Source organism: Ekhidna sp. (assembly GCF_040220215.1).
In the GTDB taxonomy this organism is placed as follows: domain Bacteria; phylum Bacteroidota; class Bacteroidia; order Cytophagales; family Cyclobacteriaceae; genus Ekhidna.
In genome coordinates, this window is the sequence record NZ_JAVJTR010000011.1 from 466,994 (window position 1) to 486,390 (window position 19,397).

A 19,397-nucleotide genomic window follows, 5' to 3' on the forward strand; every position below is an offset into this window, starting at 1 on the left:
GAAATTATTTGATGATAACCATTTTAAAATATTTATCGTATATTACTATGATATCATTTTAATATCATTTGATGAAAAGATTAATAACACTCGCTTGCCACCTATAATAACCCCAATTTACCATTGAGTAAAATTGATGCAAGGGATGATCGAATTCATTCAAAAACTTTAAAACAAACTACTATGAAATCAAATGAAAAAACACTTACTCCCACTTCAGGCTACCTTGGTTTATTTATTAATATCATTCTATTAGGTGGTTTTATTGCGCTTATTGGCACAACCAAGAACCCCATTTGGCTTTTACTATTGATTCCATGGGTTGTAATGATCCCCGGATTTTTCTATGTGAACCCAAATGGCTCCAGGGTCCTGGTACTTTTTGGGGAGTATATAGGAACAGTTCGCAAAAACGGCTTTTATTGGGTAAATCCTTTTTATGCTAAAAAAAGAATCAGCCTCAGAGCCAGAAACTTTGATAGTGAGCGAATCAAAGTAAACGATAGCATAGGTAATCCAATTATGATTTCAGTGATTCTGGTGTGGCGGGTGAAGGATACATTTGCGGCAGCTTTTGAAGTGGATGATTATGAAAATTTTGTGCGGGTACAAACAGATGCAGCGGTAAGGAAGCTGGCAGGTTCTTATCCCTATGACAATTTTGATGATGAGCAAGCCGACGTAACCCTTCGTTCGGGCATCAAAGAAGTAAACGAAGATCTGGAAAAGGAACTGGACGAAAGATTGGCGATAGCAGGCATTGAGATTCTGGAAGCCAGAATTGGCTACCTGGCTTATGCACAGGAAATAGCTAGTGCTATGCTTAGAAGGCAACAGGCTACAGCGATTGTTGCAGCCAGGCACAAAATAGTAGAAGGGGCCGTTAGCATGGTAGAAATGGCGCTCGATCAACTAAAAGAAAAAGAGGTGATAGACCTGGATGAGGATAAAAGGGCCGCAATGGTCAGCAACCTTATGGTGGTGCTTTGCGCTGATAAAGATGTAGCACCTGTTGTTAACTCAGGAACACTTAATCATTAAGCCAATGAACAATCATAAATTTCTAAAACAAAAAACGTTTGAGAGTCTAGAGAAATTCGAGAAAAGGCTACAAGAAACAATCAGTCAAGGTTGGAGGGTGCATGGTTTTACTTCTGATCATCGTACAATAATTGTTATGCTAGATAGAGACAGGTGAACTTAACTCGATATGAAAGGAAAGATCATTTTTAAAGAAGAGCAAAGTTTTGTTGGTACCTGGATGTGGTATCTGGTGATTGGGATTGCGTTATTGACAATCGCAGGTATAGCAATAAGTTTGACACAAGGGGTAGATAATGAGGGTATCAGCGGTCTGGTACTTGCCATTGTTGTTATCGCCGGAATTATCCTATTTCTCTACTTTGCTAAATTATATGTCACCATCGATCAGCATTCGCTTTATTATCGCTACCCTCCTTTTGTCAACAATGAGAAAAAAGTAACGAAGGATGATGTCGACGAAATCCATGTTAGAAAGTACCGGCCAATTTGGGAATATGGGGGGTATGGCTATCGCTTTCGTTTCCGATCAGGAAGGGCGATGAGTGTAGCTGGAAATGTAGGTGTACAGCTCATCAAAAAGGACGGCAAAAGACTATTAATAGGCACTCAAAAACCAGATGCGATGAAACAGGCAGTGAGGCGATTGAAAGAAAACTGGGAAATAAATGGCTAAGAAAAAACCATTTGCACTTCGACTAAATGAAGACACTATGAAGGCCGTTGAAAAATGGGCAGCAGATGAATTTCGCTCTACCAATGGACAAATCGAGTGGATTATTCATAAGGCTTTGAAAGAAAACGGGAGATTGAAAAAGTCGGAGGATTGAAGATGGAAGCTAGAAGTTTGAACCTACTTCTAGCTTCCATCTATCTCATTGCCCAACAAAAAACATTGCATTAACCAACAGCAGCTTCCCATTTTGCCAAAAAGAACGGAATAGTGGATTATCTACAATGTGAACGATTTGACCTCTGCCCTTTTCCTCCACTCCAAAAACCAGTGAACCTGCCATATCTTCTTTGGCATACTGACCTGTAAATCCACTCATCAGGTCGTCCTTATCTGTCACTATTCCCACGTTGTTTCCATCCAGGTAAGCCACTTTATTAGATCCGGTTTTCAATGTGTAATAAGTGTCCCCATAGCCAAAAGCCAGTGGATGTGTATTATCCATTTTCACTTTGTAAATAGCGCCCGGCGCAAATCCTTTAATGAATTCCCTTTCCTGATCTTCATAGGAAACCAGTCTTGCGGCCTCCTCACGTTTCTTTTCATTCTCCTCTGCCTTTTTCTTTTCGTCCTCATCTACATAGGCGGATAGTGAGGAATAATCAGAGTCTTTTAGTTTATTCAACGCATCTTCAACAGCTATCAGTTTTCCTCCGGCAGCTACCCATTCCATCATTTTTTTCATTTCTCGCTCTTCTAAACTACTGTACCATCCGCTCTGCATGAGTAAAACATCATATTCTGATAAGTCTATTCGATTGAAATAATCAGTCCCCAGGATAGTCACAGGGTACTGTAGTTCCTGCTCCATAAAATGCCAAGTCGCACCGAATGCTAGCGAGGAAGTTCCTTCATGTCCCAATAAAGCAATCTTTGGCTTCTTCAAATACCTTACATCTGAAGATCCGATATCAGGGCCGCCATCCATAAAACCTGTTTGAATGACAGACAAAGTACGTTCGTTTTCATTGGCTAATTGCGTAATCTTTGATTCAAAATCAGGCATGTTCTTATTGTCTCGTTTGGCTATTATCAAACTCCCTCGATCAAAGGACTCTCCCTTGTAATCCATTGGCTTTTGTGTGAAACGGACCTTTACATCGTTTTTCAATAGCCCGGCTAAAAATCGCGCATCATCCATACTATTCCACTTACAGATAAATGCGTACGCCTTTTCTGGCGCGACTACAGCTTTGAAGTCACTTTGGACAGACTTTGAAACCGCGATGTTTTGCTCAGATGCATAGGCTTGAATACCATAAGCATAAGGTACTCCCCAGGCGGTGATGTCATAGGTCACCGAATCAACCAGCTTGGTCTTAGGTTCAAAAAGTATATGTGCCAATGTCGCTTTTGGTTGGTTTGTGCTTACAACCAGGTCGGTTGAAGAGATAGTAAAATCTGTCATTCGTCCGGATTGATAATCATAGCCCTTGAGCTTGGCATTCGCGTTTCCATATTCAATCCCCTGATCATCAAGCCAAGCCTTTATCGCATTGAACTTGTCCTCATTTCCATCATATTTTAGCACAAAGGTTTTGTACTTTAAGCTAGCATTATCTCCAAAGAAGCTACCAAATTGCCTTAGAAGTCTGTCAGAATTATTAACTGCAATTTCTATGGTGGAAAGTCCTGTTGTGTAGTGATGAGCAATTCGATCCTTTAGCGTAAGCGTATCCCCTTCCTGCTTTATAATTCCCAATCCGGCTCTTCCATGTCCGGCCTGCTCATAAGTCATCCCAATGGCACCATTGTAAGTTGGGTAGGTATCCCCATAACTTGGGTACAACAGATCGAAAAATTGTTTGGTAAAATAAAACCAGTTGTTTTCGTCAAAATACTTTGCATGATTTCGGCCAATTTCCTTTTGGAAATCACGCTGAAACCCGGTGATCAATTCATGATATGGTTGGGCAGCCGGAGCAAAGTAATACGGAGAGTTGATTCCCTGCTCATGAAAATCTACATGGATTTGTGGTAGCCATTGATTGTATACCTTGATTCTACTTTTTGACTCAATTTGTGTTTGCCATGCCCAGTCTCTATTCAAATCAAATAAATAGTGATTAGGTCTTCCTCCCGGCCATACTTCATTATGCTCTATTGCATTTGGGTCAGGATTATATGGTTGGCTACCGTATTGCCAATAAAAATTCACATATCTGTCTCTTCCATCAGGATTGATACATGGATCGATCACGACAATAGCCTTTTCCAACCATTCACTTTTATCAGATCCTTCACGTATCAGTTCATAAATGGTAGCCATGGACGCTTCTGTAGATGAAGATTCATTCCCATGCACATTGTAGCTAAGCCATACAATTGGAATGTTAGTACCGGGTATTCCTTCAATAATTCCTGCTCTTTTTAGATTATCCCGCCGTATATTTTCCAGATTCTCCAGGTTTTCTTTTGAAGAAATAAATGCCAGAATTAGTGGCCGATCTTCGTAGGTTTTTCCATATTGTTGCAAGACTACAGCTTCTGAATTGCCAGATAAATGATTGTAGTAGTCTACTACCTGATGGTGTCTTGTGAATTTCTCACCCAACTCGTATCCTAAAAAATCTTTAGGACTTTGAATCTGAGCTACAAGTAATATGGGAAAAATGGCTAGGATACTAAAAAGCTTCTTCATCTGTGTCGGTTTTTTTTGCCACCAAGATAAATCGATAAACCTATCATGCAAACAGATAAGTGTTGGACGGTTCATTTCATTCAGCATTACCAAAAGATTATCTTTGGGTAATTAGGGCTTAATAACCATGAAGAGATTCACCAGCTTAATTCTCGTCATTCTTTCGCTAAACATCGTTTTTAGCCAAGGCAACAAGCTTGACAGCTTGAAGATAGCATTAGAAAATGCCAAAAGTGATACAGCTAAAATTACTACCTTGATAGGCCTGGCATATGAGTCAAACAACAACCCTGAGCAACAACTGGGATATGCCAAGCAGGCTTTTGAACTTGGAAAAGGCATTACTTCCATTAAACATAAGAGTAGATCAGAGCTGGTTCTTGGGTTGTTTTACTCCTCCACCAACTTAGATTCTGCAATTGTATTAATGGAACGAGGTGCTCAGAGGTACCTCAAAAATGAACTCTACAACTATACCGTAAATGCAAAATATGTCATAGGAATCACCTATGAAATAGAGAATAAGCTTGATTCTGCGATATCTAATTATACCAAAGCCTATGAGTTGGGTAAGGAACATGAAGTATTGCCTGAATATGGAAATGCTGCCTATGCTATTGCCAACATCAATAACCTAAGGGGTAAGAATGTTGAAGCGTTGAAATGGGCAATAAAGGCCAAAGAAGCTTACCAGGTAGGAGGGCTCACCAAAGAAGTTAGTCAGGCATTGAATCAAATTGGGATCATATATGATCAAAAGGGGCTTTATTCAGAAGCGCTTGAGAATTATCTACAGGCAAGGGATCTGGCTATCCAAAGTGAGGACGCTAATGGCGAAATCTTTATCAACAATAATATGGGGGTTATCTATGACAACATGAATAACCCTGACATGGCGATGCAGTATTATAGCAATGCACTAGAAAAAGCCCGTATTCATAATATGGCTGATAATGAAGCAACTCTTTTAAACAATCTTTCTTACATCCATTTAAAAAAAGGTGACACCACTAAAGCAATAAGTTTGCTGAAAAGCTCCCTAAAAATAGACCTTTCGGATACCTATCCCTGCTTTGAGAGTTACCCACTGGAGGGCATGGGATCTATATATATAGCAAAAGGGAAACTTGATTCGGCTGAATTTTTTCTACAGCAAGCATTAGAAACATCGACGGCCTGTGAAGATGTAGTAGTAATTTCTACGGTAAAAAAAGATTTGGGGCAACTCTACTCGAAAAGGGGGAATGCTACAAAAGCTGTTAACGCCCTAAACGAGTCACTTGCCCTTAGCAGAAATGCAAGCCTAAGGGCTGAGACAAAGGAAGTGCTGTATGCACTCTATGAATTCCACAAGAAATATAAAAACAGTAGCCTGGCCATGAAATACCTTGAAGATTACCAGCAGCTGACAGATTCTATTTATAAAGAAAATAATATCGAAAAAGCGACCCAACTAGCTTCACAGTACGAGTTTAAAAAGCAAGTAGCGATGATGGAGCAAGAGCGCTTGGAGTCGGAACAAAAATTCAGGGAAGAGCTGGAGACCAAATCGAGAGAAAACAGGTTGGTCCTCCTGGCTCTGCTTTTATTTTTTCTGCTCGCGGTGACACTCTCGCGATCCTACTTCCTTATCCAAAAACAGAATAAGAAGTTGAAGTGGCTAAATGACGAAAAAAATAAACTCATGGGCATTGTTGCTCATGACTTACGCAATCCACTGAACATGATCATTGGGTTGATGCCATTGTTTGAAGATGTGATCAAGACTAATTCCGATAAAAATCTAAAGAAGTATGTGGAGCTTTTGGGTGTCTCGTCAGAGCGAATGCGTAACATGATAGATCGTGTACTGGACATCAGTGCTATAGAAAACATGAAGGTAAATCTCAAATTGGAGAAGACCGATTTAACTTCCCTTACATATGAATCCATTCACAATTTTGATGTCATAGCGGCTCAAAAGCAAATTGAAATCATTGACAGTATTGACAAATCAAAAGAACTTTTTTCGAATGTGGATCCAAATTACCTTGTACAGGTCATTGATAACCTTCTTTCCAATGCAATCAAATTTTCAGATCGAGGCAAAAAAATCGAAGTATCCTTGATATCTGAAAATAATCACCATGAAATTAAAGTAAAGGATCAAGGCCCTGGCATCTCTGAGGAGGAACAAAAAAGCTTATTCCAGGCCTATACTACACTTAGCTCTAAACCTACCGCCCAGGAAAGATCTACGGGACTGGGGCTGTCCATCGCATACAAATTTATCCATGCAATGGGAGGACAGATAGAATGTCAAAGCAAACCGGGAGAAGGAACCACCTTCAACCTCATCTTTGATAAGGCCTAACCTATTTCTACCCTAATTCTATCCGTAAGTGGCTTACCTACGCATGTAAGTACATATCCTTCATCCAGTTCTTCTTGTGACAAGCCTTCAGCTTCATCAATGCTTATTTTACCTTCAACGCATTTTCCTCGGCATGCAGTACACAAACCACTCTGACATGAGTAAGGCATATCCAAATCATTATCAAGCGCAGTATCTAGAACGGAAGCGTTTTTCTTAACTGTGATTGAATATTCCTCTCCATCGAGAAGAATAGTAACCTCACTTTCTGACGCTCCTTCTTTGTCAATAATTTCAGATGGTGACGTTTTCCCAGCCTCAAAACTCTCCATTCTGATTTTGGTTTGATCTACTTTGGCCTTACCTAATCCTTCTGCAACAACATCCATCATTGGTTGAGGGCCGCAGATATAAAATTCCGTATTCTTATTGACTGAAATTTCTTCACAAATTTCATTTATCAAATCAGGAGTCGGCCTGCCGGTATAGTCTGCATCACCATCCTCCAAAATATGAAGTGCTTTGAATCGTCCTTCATATTTCTTTTCCAGGCTGGAAATAAGATCTTTGAAAATGACAAATTCCGCCCTTCGGTTTCCATAAACCAATGTAGTCGTGCTCTCTGGTTCTTTGAGTAGAATTGATCTTATTATTGACATCAGCGGCGTAATTCCGCTACCACCCCCAAAAAATACCGCATTGCGCTTATTCGAAGAGTCATACTCTGTGGTGAACATACCCATTGGCTCCATAATCTGAATCTGATCACCAGCCTTAGCGTTATCATTCAGATCATTTGACATAGCTCCTCCATCAACTCTTTTAACGGTCACTGCAGGATTTTCATCTTCGAATGGTGTGGTGCAAAGCGAATAAGCTCGTCTGATCTTCTTTCCGTTTACTTCTTTAATCAAAGTAATGAATTGACCCGGCTCGTATTCAAAATTGTCTGGCTTCTCAAAAACAAGATTTACAGCATCCTTTGCCACATTCACCACCTCCTTGATGGTCAGCGTCTGGTACCTGTCGTCTGTCTTGCTCTTTTTCTTTTTAAATAATGAAAATGCCATAGTGTAATTTTTAAGGGCGCAAAGGTAATTCTCTAATTGAGGCCAGACAAGTAAAACTTACCTCCCCTTTCAGCTATGGCAAGTAAACAGTATAGGGTACTTTTGTGTTCGTTTTTAGCCAACAATAAATCCATGGAATAAGCCATGATTCCCTGATCATCGATGGTAGATGAATTGTGAACCATGCAAGTTTCAAGAATCTCGTTGAAAATAATCTACTAATGAATTTTAATCCACTTGAAGGCATCTCGCCAATTGACGGGCGTTACAGATCCAAAGTTTCTCAACTTGCCGACTTTTTTTCTGAAAAAGCCTTGATTCAATATCGTGTTAAAGTAGAAGTTCTATACTTCATTGCCTTGCATGAAAGTGGCATTCCACAGCTTAAAAGCTACGATTCTTCGAACAACAAAAAACTAAAAGATATTTATGAATCTTTTTCACTCGAGGATGCCGAGTCAATTAAAGAAATTGAAAAAACGACCAACCATGATGTGAAAGCTGTGGAGTATTTCATTAAGGAAAAGTTTGATGGAATCGGGATTTCAGAGTTTAAGGAATTCATCCACTTTGGCCTAACATCTCAAGACATCAATAATACTTCCATCCCACTTTCTCTAAAAGAGGCGCTTGAGCAAGCATTTTTACCCAAACTGGAAGCCCTGATAATAGAATTGGAATCTAAAGCAAATCAATGGGAAAGCATACCCATGTTGGCTAAAACACATGGACAGCCTGCCTCACCCACTCGATTAGGTAAGGAAATAGATGTTTTTGTAGTACGTCTTAAAGAACAAGTTAAATTGCTAAAGCTAGTACCATTTGCCGCCAAATTTGGTGGAGCTACTGGGAATTTCAATGCGCATAGCATAGCATATCCTAATCATGACTGGCATGCTTTCGGGGACAAATTTGTGGGCGAAAAACTAGGTCTTAAAAGAAGTCATCCGACTACTCAAATTGAGCATTATGACCATTTGGCGGCTCTTTTTGATGCAATGAAGCGCATCAATACCATCTTAATTGATCTGAGCAGAGATGTCTGGCAGTACATTTCCATGAACTATTTCACACAGACCATTGCGAAAAATGAAGTGGGATCTTCAGCTATGCCACATAAAGTAAACCCGATTGATTTTGAAAATGCGGAAGGAAACTTAGGGATTGCGAACGCATTGTTCGAGCATTTGAGTGCTAAACTTCCAATTTCACGGTTACAACGGGATTTGACCGATTCTACGGTGCTAAGAAATATTGGTGTTCCTATTGCTCACACATTCATTTCACTACTTTCGTTGGAAAAAGGATTGTCAAAAATCAATGCAAATAAAGGAGTCATCAGAGCGGACTTAGAGGCTAATTGGGCTGTAGTGGCAGAGGCCATCCAGACCATTTTGAGAAGGGAAGGGTATCCAAAACCATACGAAGCATTGAAGGCATTAACAAGGACCAATGAAGCTATTACCGCTGATTCAATTAAAGTATTTATTGAAGGTCTGAATGTCTCCGATGAAATTAAAGGTGAATTAAAGATGATCACGCCTTTTAACTATGTTGGAAAATAAGCTAGCTACCTCCAGCTAATAGATAAAGCACTGCCATTCGTATAGCCACACCATTTTCCACTTGCTGGAGAATAATGGAGTGCTCAGAGTCTGCAACATCACTGGTAATCTCCACACCCCTATTGATTGGGCCCGGGTGCATAATGGTTATTTCCTTATTCAGTGAATCCAGTAATTGTTTATTGACTCCAAAATACTTGGAATATTCCCGTAAGGAAGGAAAGTATTTCATTTGCTGACGCTCAATCTGAATTCTTAGGATATTGGCTATATCACACCATTCTAAAGCTTTTCTAATGTTCGTTTCAACTTTAACCCCCAATTCACCAATATGCTTAGGAAGTAAGGTAGCCGGCCCACACACCATGACCTCTGCTCCCAGGGTCTGAAGTGCGAAAATATTTGAAAGCGCAACCCGTGAATGGAGGATGTCACCGATTATTACAACCTTCTTTCCTTCTACACTTCCACGTTTTTCCTGAATAGAGAATGTATCCAGCAATGCTTGTGTTGGATGTTCATGAGTTCCATCACCAGCATTAATGATATTTGCGTCAATATGTTTTGATAAAAAGTGGGGAGCTCCAGGACTTGGGTGTCGCATCACCACCATATCCACTTTCATCGCCAAAATGTTGTTAACAGTATCGAGAAGTGTTTCTCCCTTTTTTACCGAACTCCCGGAAGAAGAAAAATTGATTACATCAGCCGAAAGTCTCTTTTCTGCCAGCTCGAAAGACAGCTTGGTGCGTGTGGAGTTCTCAAAAAAGATATTTGCGACGGTAACATCCCGGAGTGATGGCACCTTTTTTATGGGCCTGTTTATTACTTCTTTGAAATTACTGGCTGTTTGAAAAATGAGTTCTATATCCTCCCTGTCGAGGTTTTTTATACCTAAGAGATGCTTGGTTTTTAATTGACTCATTCTTCTTTAGTGATTAACCAAATATGATCTTCTTTTTGCTTTTCATCCAGCTCCACCAATACTTTCTGAGATTGGATGGTATTTACTTTCCTTCCAACATAGTTTGCCTCTACAGGAATGTGCCTGCTGTATAACCTATCAATAAGCACCAGCAATTCTACTTTAGCCGGTCTGCCAAAAGTATTCATCGCATCAAGTGCTGCTCGCACTGTCCTGCCTGTAAAGAGTACATCATCGACAAGAATTACATTCTTGTTTTCTATCAGAAAAGAAATCTTAGTCTGGCTTGGGGTGATAGGCTCATCACGCCTTCTAAAGTCATCTCTATGAAATGTAGTATCGAGATACCCAAGATGAATGTCTTTATTGATTAATTTTTTAAGTTCTGCTTTGATGCGCTCGGCAACATATATACCTCGGGGCTGCATACCAATGATGACTGATTGAGAAAAATCCTCATGTACTTCAATGAGTTGCTGACACAATCGGCGGATTGTGACCTTAAGAAGTGGGCTATCGAAAAGCAGGCGCTTTTGCATGAGTAATTATTCCTGCAAAAGTAATAGTTAACTATTAATTGGGCTGTCTATCCAGGTCGTATTGAATCTTATTAATGTAAAAAACCTTTCGATTTGTTTTACCGCCTATTCCACTTACATTTTTAATGGATTGCTCACCATAGGCAAAAAGCGTTTCATCATACCACATTTTCAAGCCTTCCACACTTGGGTCTTTTGATTTGAGCTCGTCTGTTTCAAAGGAGAGTTTAACGGGGTTAAATGTTCTTCCTTCCACGATTTTATTTCCTTCAACAACTTTAGACCGAATCTCATTCTCTTCCAAATACATTAAAATCACTCGGTCTCCTGATGCACTGACTACTACATTTTCCTCTAACGAATACGTTTGGATATCCTCAATCTTAAAAGTTTGATCCCATAAAATGTTACAATTCTGATCAAATCCCAATACAACTGCATGTGTGTATTTATACCCCAAAAAGTACGGATTTGTACTTCCAAAACCACGGTTACCGAACCCGCCATAAGGGCTAAAGCTATTATTGCTAGAATAATTATATCTTGGATAATAGGCTTCCGCAATCATGATATACTCGCCATCCCGTTCTAGAATTTTATGAACCAGTAACCGATAATTGAATTTTTTCACTTTCCCCTTTGCCCGTTTGCGCTCTATTCTATTCATGATGCGTTCCTCACGCTTTGGCTTCATGTGACCAAAGAAATTATTTAAATCAGCAAAAGCGAAGTACTTGTTAAACTGCTGCTGACCATTAATAAACTTGCTCAGATAAAACCCTTGACTGTACTGTAAAGATTTTTTGGAGTGCGTGCCGGCCAGATATTGAAGCCCTCCTGAAAAGGTAGTACTAGCCGCATCTAATAAACTTTTCCTTTCACCAGGGTTGATCAAATTATCCTGAATGATATCCCCCTTATCTGTAAAGGTCTTCACACGAACGGTATATTTCTTGTTCCTCATCTTTTCAGACATGATGACAGTAAAAAGTTTAGAATCATCATCTACGGTGAGATCCAATATTTCATTTTTATTGTCATAAAATCCAGGAACCACTCGTGGAATCCGATCACTGATGTTGTAAGTGATTACAACCGGGCGGAAGTTAGCATAGCCTGCTATGAGCAATGTTTCACCAATAGATTCAAAGTGAAATATTTCTATAGGAAAAACTGTTGTGATTTCGTAGGTTATAAAATCAGGTGATTCTGCAGTAAACTGATAAACCAATAAGTCTTCACTTCTGTATCTACTTTTATTAAACAATAAATAAAACCTCCCGTCAAAATATTCATAACCAATAATTGACCCATCGGTAGGAATAACTAGGTTTTGAGACCATCTGACCTGAAGAGCTGTATCCACCATGCTTAATTTCCACTGCCATCCGCCACCACGTCCTGACTCTGACGTTTCTTCAACCACTAATATTCCGTCCAAATCACCTGGCACCACATAGAAATCTGAATCATCGCCATCTTTTTCAAACTCAATTCGTGTGGGCTGAATAATAACCGCACTGGTATCCCTATTCTTCTTCCGTTGCGAAAAACCAAGGATAGGTATTATTAATAGGATGATTAGTAAATTCTTCATTGACATATAAAACAATTACGTTATTGACCTCCCTATCGTTCGCTCATCGCCAGGATAATGTCGAACTCTTCTTTCTTAACTCCCTGTACAGAAAGTCGTGAGTACTTTACTAATTGCATCCCACTCAGTCTCTCATCCGCTTTTACTTCGGCCAAAGTAACCGGTCGTTTTAGCTTCTTTACAGGCACAACGTCCATCACATACCATCGGTGATCATCGGTTGTGGGATCTCTATAATACTCCTTTACAACCTCCGCAATACCAACAACCGCCTTTTCATTCACGCTATGATAGAAAAGACACAAATCACCAACCTTCATTTGCTTGATGTTGTTTCGAGCTTTAAAGTTTCTGACGCCATCCCAATGATCCCTTCCAAGCTTAACAAGATCATCCCATGAATAAGTGTTGGGTTCACTCTTTATTAACCAATAATTCATTTTTGACTTTTTTAATAAATCTAACTAAAAGCTCACAGGTGTATTTCTGTTTTATAATTGTTTTTTGAACATTTTACGTTTAATTCATTTTTTATATTAATGAAAATCCTAATAATTAAGTCAGGATCTATTGGAGACGTATTACTTGTTACACCCATCGCAAGAACATTAAAAACAGAGCTTGACTCAGATGTAGATGTAATAACCAGTAAAAGCTGTGTTTCAGTTTTTGATGAAAATCCCTACATCAACAGAGTCCACAATTATGATGATTCATTTTTTCCGGTGAGACATTTGATAAAACAGCAGATGTACGATTTTATAATCGATCTGGACAATAGCTTGAAATCAAAGTTTGTAAGCTTTAGGCTCACCAAAACCAAATACACTTTCTATGGTTTTCCATTTAAAAAATGGCTATATATCAAAACAAAAATTAACCTACTTCCAAAGACACATATCGTGGATCAGTATTTCAAACTACTGACTCCACTTGGGCTTAACCATGATCACCTTGGATTGGATTATTACATCCCGGATAAAGATGAGGTTGAAAATGGCTGGCTGCCTAAACAACATCAAAATGGGTATGCCGCTGTTGTGATCAGCGGCAAATATGTTACCCGAACACTTCCCGTCAATCGATTGATTGAGCTTTGTGATCGGATCAATAAACCGATTGTAATAATTGGAAACAAAGAGGATGAACATAAAGCAAATGAGATAGAGCGTTTCTTTCAACACGGAACCAAAGCAGAGGAGGAGGCGATTGAAGAGCTTAACAAAAAAGCAGTCATTTTCAACGCTTGCGGCAAATTCAACTTCAACCAGCAGGCATCCTTAGTTAAAAATGCTTCATGGGTATTTACACATGATAACGATCTTATGCATATTGCCTCAGCTTTCAAAAAGCACATTTTTTCTATCTGGGGAAATACAACTCCTCACTTTGGTGAATATCCGTATAAAACCCAGTTTACAGTCTTTGAGAATAATAAATTAAGATGCCGTCCGTGCTCTTCTAAAGGGTTTTCAAATTGCCCAAAAGGACATTTTAAGTGCATGAATGATGTAACTTTTGACTTTTATTTGCCAGATTAATGAAAACACTCTATTTAATCCGTCATGCAAAATCGTCCTGGTCATTCGATCTAAATGATCATGATCGTCCACTTGGTAAACGAGGCAGAAAAGATGTGATTAAAATGGGGCAGCATTTAGCCTCCAATCAACCCAATCCGGAAATATTCATTTCAAGTACTGCCAGCCGGGCCTTATACACTGCTTTACATATATGCGATCAAATGGGTGTGGATGAGGGGCAAATCAGGTTAGAAAAAGGTCTTTATCATGCAGGGGCTAACGAAATTTTACAAATCGTTCAAAGCGCACCGGAGTGTGATCGTTTAGCTGTTTTCGGACATAACCCCGGATTTACCAGCATTGCAAATGCAATGGCAAATAGCAGCTTCGACAATATCCCTACATGTGGTATTGTCGGGATTGATTTCAACGCGAAATATTGGAAGGATGTGAAGTTTGGAGAAGGGGCGCTATCTTTTTTTTACTTCCCAAAAGAGATTTAAAGAATATATCTACTCAAATCTTTATCCTTAACTAACCCTGCCAACTTCTCCTCAACCATGTTCTTGTCAATAACAATTTGAGCATTTGGCCCTATGGTATCAGGTATATCAAAAAGGATTTCATTAAGCAGCTTACTCATCACTGTATGAAGCCTTCTTGCCCCAATGTTTTCTACCTCCTCATTGATCTGAAATGCCATCTCAGCGATTTCCTCTAAGGCTTCATCCTGGAATGTTAGTTTTACTTCTTCCGCTGCAACCAGCGCTTCGTATTGCTTGGTGAGCGCATTTTTAGGCTCTGTTAATATCCTTAGAAAATCAGCCTTTGTTAAATTATCCAGTTCGACACGAATAGGAAAACGCCCCTGCAACTCAGGGATCAAATCGGATGGTTTACTAAAATGAAATGCCCCGGCAGCTACAAACAAGATGTGATCAGTATTAATGATTCCGTACTTAGTATTTACAGCGCTTCCTTCCACAATCGGCAATAAATCTCGCTGAACACCTTCCCTGCTTACATCCGGACCACCTTTGCCTCCGTCTCCTCCTTTCGCAATCTTGTCCACCTCATCTATGAATATGATTCCTGTATTTTCTGCTTTGAAAATAGCTTCCTCCTTCACTTCATCCATGTCGATCATTTTTGAAGCTTCCTCTTCTAAAAGAATTTTTCTGGCCTCCGCGATCGTCACTTTTCGCTTCTTCTTCTTCTTCGGCATCATATTGCCAATCATTTCCTGGATATTGATCATTGAAGCTTCATCCATGCCCCCACCGATCACACCCATATTTCCTCCGGGTGTTTGTGTTACATCAATTTCAATTTTTCGATCATCCAGCTCTCCATTTCTTATTTTATCGCGAAAACGAGCGCGCGTTTGCTCATTTAGCTCAACCTCATTTTCCGGCTCATCACTTCCTATTTTGGTGGCGTATGCATTGGGGCTTCCTTTTAAAGGCGGGATTAATGCATCAAGGATGATCCCCTCTACTACTTCAGCAGCCTTTTCCTTTACTTCTTCTTTCTTGGCAACCTTCACCATATTTACTGCCTGCTCAACCAAGTCCCTAACCATGCTTTCGACATCACGACCTACATAGCCCACTTCAGTGAATTTAGATGCCTCAACTTTTGTGAAGGGCGCGTCAGCGATTTTTGCCAGCCTTCTGGCTATCTCTGTTTTACCGACTCCAGTTGATCCTATAAGCAGAATATTATTGGGGACGATTTCACCCTGGATTTCCTCCTTCACATTCATCCTTCTCCATCGGTTTCTCAAGGCAATCGCTACATTTCTTTTTGCATCTTTTTGTCCGATGATGTACTTATCTAACTCTTCAACTATCTGTCTCGGTGTTAAATCGTTTTTTATTTCGCTCATAAAATTTTCTTAAAGTCATTTAAATCAGTCCGCAAGCTTATAAAACTGCTTCCGCCTGCCACATGATAGGTGGCCCGTGAAAATCGAAACTCAATTCGCTTTACTTTCACCATAAGTCCATACGAAAAACCGGCTCCTCCGCCCGTTTCTTTCAATCTCAACTCCTGCTTTCTTTTATGGCTATATCCTATCAGAAATTGAAAGTTCTTACTTAACAAAACCTCTGCTCCTAGGTTCACGCGCTTCCACATTTTATCTATAGACTTGCTGCTCCGTCCGGTGGACTCTTGTTCAAGGCTTAAGTTATCATCTACCAAGTTGGTACTGGTCAATGTAAATCGCAACGGCATATATTCCGGTTTAAATGTAGTTCCCAATTTAATGTCAAAAGGAATTTGGGGTGATGAGAATGGGGTGTATTCTGATACTCTAGCCCCTATATTTTTAAATACCATGCCTACCGTCCAGTTTTTATTCACCCGAAAAACACCACCAATATCCATTAATACAGCAGTAGATCCATAATTTTCTATAGAAGAATGCGTCAATTTAAGGTTAGCACCCAATGTAAACGGCCCTAGCTGATGTGCTTTGCCCACTAGAAAAGTGTAATCCTGGGCACTAAAAATTCCAAACTGGCCTCCTGTTTCATCCGTCAATTCAAATGAACCATAATTCACATAATTGATCCCCGAGGCAAAATTTCCCACATTTCCTATATTAAAAGTATATACACCTGAATAGACGAATACATCAGCAAAATATGGATTGAAATGAAAAAAAAGATTCTGCGATCGCACTGAATCCAGAGTGGCCGGGTTTTCAAAAAATTGTGAAACATCACCATCTGCCAAAGACACTGTAGTTCCACCGAGGGCTGCTGCACGAGGGTTGCTAGTAATATTTAAGGACTGATATCCAGACTGCCCTCCTATCTGCGTCCACCCGTATAGTGGAATCAAAAATGCTATAGCAATTAAAAATTTCAATCTTTCTTTTCTTCGGGAAGGATAAACTCAATCGGATTATCGGCTTTTTGCTTGGTTAACGCAATTTCAAGTACATCAGGTACATATTCTACAAAATGAATTTTCAAACCTTTCAGGTATACCTGATTTATTTCCTCTAAATCTTTTTCATTCCGTTTACACATTATAATCTCCTTGATGCCTGCTCTCCTTGCTGCCAGAATTTTTTCTTTGATTCCACCAACAGGAAGAACCTTTCCCCTAAGAGTAATCTCACCAGTCATAGCTAGTTGCTTCTTCACCTTCCTTTGGGTAAAAACAGATGCTAATGAGGTAAGCATTGTAATTCCTGCGGATGGCCCATCTTTCGGTATTGCTCCTGCTGGTACATGAACATGAAGGTCATAATTATCAAAAACCCTGTGATCAATACCCATCTCCTTTGAATGAGACCGTAAATAAGATAATGCAGCCACCGCTGACTCCTTCATAACATCTCCAAGCTGACCGGAAAGGGTAAGCTTACCTTTTCCGCGGCTCAAAGAAGACTCAATAAACAAAATATCTCCTCCAGAAGGCGTCCAGGCTAAACCGGTTACCACTCCAGGAACAGAGTTATCTTCATAGTTATCTTTATCAAAAGTCTCCGGACCAAGAATTTCTCGAACTCTAGTGGCATTAATTTTCTTATCGTATTCCTCTTCCATCGCCACAGATTTTGCAACAGATCGAATTACAGCTGCAATCTTTCTTTCCAGACTTCTAACCCCGGATTCACGGGTGTAATCATTGATTAATTTAGCAACAGCAGTTTTATCAAAAGAAATGTCAGTTCCTTTCAGCCCATGCTCTTTTCGTTGTTTTGGAATTAAGTGTTTTTTCGCTATTTCCACTTTTTCCTCCAATGTATAGCCACTTATATCAATAATCTCCATACGATCTCTTAAAGGAGGCTGAATGGAATCTAAAGAATTTGCCGTTGCAATGAATAGAACCTTAGATAGGTCATAGTCTACCTCCAGATAGTTGTCCTTGAAAGTTGAGTTTTGTTCCGGGTCCAGAACCTCTAATAATGCTGAAGACGGATCTCCTCTGAAATCAGAGCTTACTTTATCAATTTCATCTAAAATAAAAACCGGATTGGACGATTTCGCTCTGTTCAGATTTTGAATGATTTTTCCCGGCATTGCTCCAATGTAGGTTTTTCGATGGCCTCTCACTTCAGCCTCATCGTGCACTCCACCTAATGACATACGAACATATTTTCGATTAAGTGCATCGGCAATTGATTTTCCTAATGAGGTCTTACCTACTCCGGGAGGGCCGTAAAGACACAAAATCGGTCCCTTGAGATCTTGCTTTAACTTTCGAACCGCCAGATATTCAATGATTCGATCCTTCACTTTTTCCAATCCAAAGTGATCACGATCTAAAACCTTTCTAGCGTTTTTAAGATCGAAATTATCCTCAGTAACTTCATTCCATGGTAAATCCACAAGCAATTCTGCATAGCTCATAGCAACCGGAAATTCCGCTGCTGCCGGGTTCATTCGTGAGATTTTATCCAATTCTTTTTCGAAGTGTTCATTCACCTCACCCGGCCAGTTTTTCTTTTCTCCGCGCTTACGTAAGGCTTCCACTTCCTGATCAGGTCCGTCTTGACCCAGTTCATCTTGCAAAATCCTGATTTGCTGTCTTAGGAAGTAGTCTCTCTGCTGCTGGTCTATATCCGTGTGAACTTTTTCTTGAATCTCCTGCTTTAGCTCCAGCATCTGCAAATCCTTCAGCATAAACTGAAGTAGCTTCTCTGATCGGGCTTTTGGGTCGTCCATTTCCAACAGGGACTGCTTATCGCTAACCTCTGCGTTTACATTTGAGGAAAGGAAGTGGGTCAGGAAATTAAAGCTGTCAATGTTATCTACTGCTACCCTTGCCTCTTTAGGGATTTCAGGACTCAACCCCATGATCTTTGTAGCTGTGTCTTTCAGCGATTGAATAATCGCTTTTTGCTCTTTCTTTGGTAGCCCGTTCTTTTGATCAGGAAATAGCTGATAATTGACAATATGATGTGGCTCTTCCTGAACTTGCTCAGTGATTTTAAACCGTTTTTGTCCCTGAATAATAATAGTGGTATTTCCATCCGGAAGCACAATCATTTTCAATATTTTCGCTACGGTTCCTACGTCATACAAATCCTTGAATGAAGGTTCTTCTGTTTTCACATTCTTCTGAGCGATCACTCCGATAATCCGATCTCCTCTGTAGGCCTTCTTTACCAATCGGATAGATTTTGTTCTACCAACAGTAATAGGCAAAACAACCCCAGGAAAAAGAACCGTATTTCGAATTGGCAGAATAGGTAGGTTTTTCGGAAGGTCAGATTCAGTCATCTGAGTATCCTCCGGAGAAATGATTTGGATCAATTCTTCCGAGTCTTCATCTACAAATTCAGGTATAAAAATTGATTTTAAATTAGCGTCGTTCATAAAATGTCAATGTGTCAGATAATTCAAACACATCACTGCGTTTTTGTGAAAGGTATATAATTGTCAAT

Annotated in this window: 16 protein-coding genes; 7 read left to right on the plus strand and 9 right to left on the minus strand. The window is 39.8% G+C overall.

Annotated features, from left to right (window positions below; translation table 11 throughout):
- The first annotated feature begins 183 nt into the window (after window positions 1-183).
- From RIC88_RS06525 to RIC88_RS06535, 3 genes are all read left to right on the plus strand, one after another.
- Window positions 184-1,041 (plus strand): SPFH domain-containing protein, encoded by an 858-nt coding sequence (locus RIC88_RS06525; protein ID WP_350216707.1) that lies wholly within the window; start codon window positions 184-186, stop codon window positions 1,039-1,041.
- Window positions 1,042-1,210: 169 nt separating this feature from the next.
- Window positions 1,211-1,717 (plus strand): hypothetical protein, encoded by a 507-nt coding sequence (locus RIC88_RS06530; protein WP_350216708.1) that lies wholly within the window; start codon window positions 1,211-1,213, stop codon window positions 1,715-1,717.
- Window positions 1,710-1,871 carry a type II toxin-antitoxin system antitoxin gene (locus RIC88_RS06535; RefSeq protein WP_350216709.1) on the plus strand — a complete coding sequence of 54 codons (162 nt, stop codon included), beginning with the start codon at window positions 1,710-1,712 and terminating at the stop codon, window positions 1,869-1,871. The genes RIC88_RS06530 and RIC88_RS06535 overlap by 8 nt, the downstream gene beginning before the upstream one ends.
- A gap of 45 nt (window positions 1,872-1,916) precedes the next feature.
- Here the strand turns inward: RIC88_RS06535 and RIC88_RS06540 are convergent, their stop codons facing one another.
- Window positions 1,917-4,415 (minus strand): M14 metallopeptidase family protein, encoded by a 2,499-nt coding sequence (locus RIC88_RS06540; RefSeq protein WP_350216710.1) that lies wholly within the window; start codon window positions 4,413-4,415, stop codon window positions 1,917-1,919.
- A 127-nt stretch (window positions 4,416-4,542) separates the two neighbouring features.
- Here RIC88_RS06540 and RIC88_RS06545 point away from each other — a divergent pair, with 127 nt between their 5' ends.
- Window positions 4,543-6,768, plus strand: a complete 2,226-nt coding sequence (locus RIC88_RS06545; protein ID WP_350216711.1) for a tetratricopeptide repeat-containing sensor histidine kinase — start codon at window positions 4,543-4,545, stop codon at window positions 6,766-6,768.
- Here RIC88_RS06545 and RIC88_RS06550 read toward each other — a convergent pair.
- A complete protein-coding gene (locus RIC88_RS06550; protein ID WP_350216712.1) occupies window positions 6,765-7,838 on the minus strand; it encodes a 2Fe-2S iron-sulfur cluster-binding protein in 1,074 nt (357 codons plus the stop codon). The genes RIC88_RS06545 and RIC88_RS06550 overlap by 4 nt on opposite strands.
- A 221-nt stretch (window positions 7,839-8,059) precedes the next feature.
- Here RIC88_RS06550 and purB point away from each other — a divergent pair, with 221 nt between their 5' ends.
- Window positions 8,060-9,403: an adenylosuccinate lyase gene (gene purB, locus RIC88_RS06555; protein WP_350216713.1), complete on the plus strand. Its 1,344-nt coding sequence runs from the start codon at window positions 8,060-8,062 to the stop codon at window positions 9,401-9,403.
- Between the two features lies 1 nt (window position 9,404).
- On the opposite strand, the gene RIC88_RS06560 is transcribed toward purB, so the two are convergent.
- Genes RIC88_RS06560 through RIC88_RS06575 form a run of 4 tightly spaced genes read right to left on the minus strand, consistent with a single transcriptional unit; the run spans window position 9,405 to window position 12,904 of the window.
- Window positions 9,405-10,328, minus strand: a complete 924-nt coding sequence (locus RIC88_RS06560; protein ID WP_350216714.1) for an aspartate carbamoyltransferase catalytic subunit — start codon at window positions 10,326-10,328, stop codon at window positions 9,405-9,407.
- Window positions 10,325-10,867 (minus strand): bifunctional pyr operon transcriptional regulator/uracil phosphoribosyltransferase PyrR, encoded by a 543-nt coding sequence (gene pyrR / locus RIC88_RS06565; protein ID WP_350216715.1) that lies wholly within the window; start codon window positions 10,865-10,867, stop codon window positions 10,325-10,327. Before pyrR ends, RIC88_RS06560 begins: the two co-directional genes overlap by 4 nt.
- Window positions 10,868-10,901: 34 nt before the next feature.
- Window positions 10,902-12,464 (minus strand): hypothetical protein, encoded by a 1,563-nt coding sequence (locus RIC88_RS06570; protein WP_350216716.1) that lies wholly within the window; start codon window positions 12,462-12,464, stop codon window positions 10,902-10,904.
- A 32-nt stretch (window positions 12,465-12,496) separates the two neighbouring features.
- Window positions 12,497-12,904, minus strand: a complete 408-nt coding sequence (locus tag RIC88_RS06575) for an EVE domain-containing protein (protein WP_350216717.1) — start codon at window positions 12,902-12,904, stop codon at window positions 12,497-12,499.
- 99 nt (window positions 12,905-13,003) lie between these two features.
- Between RIC88_RS06575 and RIC88_RS06580 the strand changes: the two genes are divergently transcribed.
- Window positions 13,004-14,005: a glycosyltransferase family 9 protein gene (locus RIC88_RS06580; RefSeq protein WP_350216718.1), complete on the plus strand. Its 1,002-nt coding sequence runs from the start codon at window positions 13,004-13,006 to the stop codon at window positions 14,003-14,005.
- Window positions 14,005-14,490, plus strand: a complete 486-nt coding sequence (locus RIC88_RS06585; RefSeq protein ID WP_350216719.1) for a SixA phosphatase family protein — start codon at window positions 14,005-14,007, stop codon at window positions 14,488-14,490. The genes RIC88_RS06580 and RIC88_RS06585 overlap by 1 nt, the downstream gene beginning before the upstream one ends.
- Here RIC88_RS06585 and hslU read toward each other — a convergent pair.
- The 3 genes from hslU to lon are packed head-to-tail and all read right to left on the minus strand — an operon-like array spanning window position 14,487 to window position 19,329.
- Entirely contained in the window at window positions 14,487-15,875 is a 1,389-nt protein-coding gene (gene hslU, locus RIC88_RS06590) for an ATP-dependent protease ATPase subunit HslU (RefSeq protein ID WP_350216720.1), read from the minus strand. The two genes, RIC88_RS06585 and hslU, sit on opposite strands and share 4 nt — an antisense overlap.
- Complete coding sequence (porQ, locus tag RIC88_RS06595; protein ID WP_350216721.1) at window positions 15,872-16,864, minus strand: type IX secretion system protein PorQ; 993 nt, start codon at window positions 16,862-16,864, stop codon at window positions 15,872-15,874. The genes hslU and porQ overlap by 4 nt, the downstream gene beginning before the upstream one ends.
- A complete protein-coding gene (gene lon, locus RIC88_RS06600; RefSeq protein ID WP_350216722.1) occupies window positions 16,861-19,329 on the minus strand; it encodes an endopeptidase La in 2,469 nt (822 codons plus the stop codon). The genes porQ and lon overlap by 4 nt, the downstream gene beginning before the upstream one ends.
- Window positions 19,330-19,397 lie beyond the last annotated feature (68 nt).

Excerpts from the sequence above, each read along its gene's own strand:
- RIC88_RS06585 (WP_350216719.1), top strand. The coding sequence starts at position 14,005 with ATGAAAACACTCTATTTAATCCGTCATGCAAAATCGTCCTGGTCATTC.
- RIC88_RS06540 (WP_350216710.1), bottom strand. The coding sequence starts at position 4,415 with ATGAAGAAGCTTTTTAGTATCCTAGCCATTTTTCCCATATTACTTGTA.
- pyrR (WP_350216715.1), bottom strand. The coding sequence starts at position 10,867 with ATGCAAAAGCGCCTGCTTTTCGATAGCCCACTTCTTAAGGTCACAATC.
- RIC88_RS06530 (WP_350216708.1), top strand. The coding sequence starts at position 1,211 with ATGAAAGGAAAGATCATTTTTAAAGAAGAGCAAAGTTTTGTTGGTACC.
- RIC88_RS06525 (WP_350216707.1), top strand. The coding sequence starts at position 184 with ATGAAATCAAATGAAAAAACACTTACTCCCACTTCAGGCTACCTTGGT.
- hslU (WP_350216720.1), bottom strand. The coding sequence starts at position 15,875 with ATGAGCGAAATAAAAAACGATTTAACACCGAGACAGATAGTTGAAGAG.
- RIC88_RS06545 (WP_350216711.1), top strand. The coding sequence starts at position 4,543 with ATGAAGAGATTCACCAGCTTAATTCTCGTCATTCTTTCGCTAAACATC.
- RIC88_RS06580 (WP_350216718.1), top strand. The coding sequence starts at position 13,004 with ATGAAAATCCTAATAATTAAGTCAGGATCTATTGGAGACGTATTACTT.
- RIC88_RS06550 (WP_350216712.1), bottom strand. The coding sequence starts at position 7,838 with ATGGCATTTTCATTATTTAAAAAGAAAAAGAGCAAGACAGACGACAGG.
- RIC88_RS06575 (WP_350216717.1), bottom strand. The coding sequence starts at position 12,904 with ATGAATTATTGGTTAATAAAGAGTGAACCCAACACTTATTCATGGGAT.
- lon (WP_350216722.1), bottom strand. The coding sequence starts at position 19,329 with ATGAACGACGCTAATTTAAAATCAATTTTTATACCTGAATTTGTAGAT.
- purB (WP_350216713.1), top strand. The coding sequence starts at position 8,060 with ATGAATTTTAATCCACTTGAAGGCATCTCGCCAATTGACGGGCGTTAC.
- RIC88_RS06560 (WP_350216714.1), bottom strand. The coding sequence starts at position 10,328 with ATGAGTCAATTAAAAACCAAGCATCTCTTAGGTATAAAAAACCTCGAC.
- RIC88_RS06535 (WP_350216709.1), top strand. The coding sequence starts at position 1,710 with ATGGCTAAGAAAAAACCATTTGCACTTCGACTAAATGAAGACACTATG.
- RIC88_RS06570 (WP_350216716.1), bottom strand. The coding sequence starts at position 12,464 with ATGAAGAATTTACTAATCATCCTATTAATAATACCTATCCTTGGTTTT.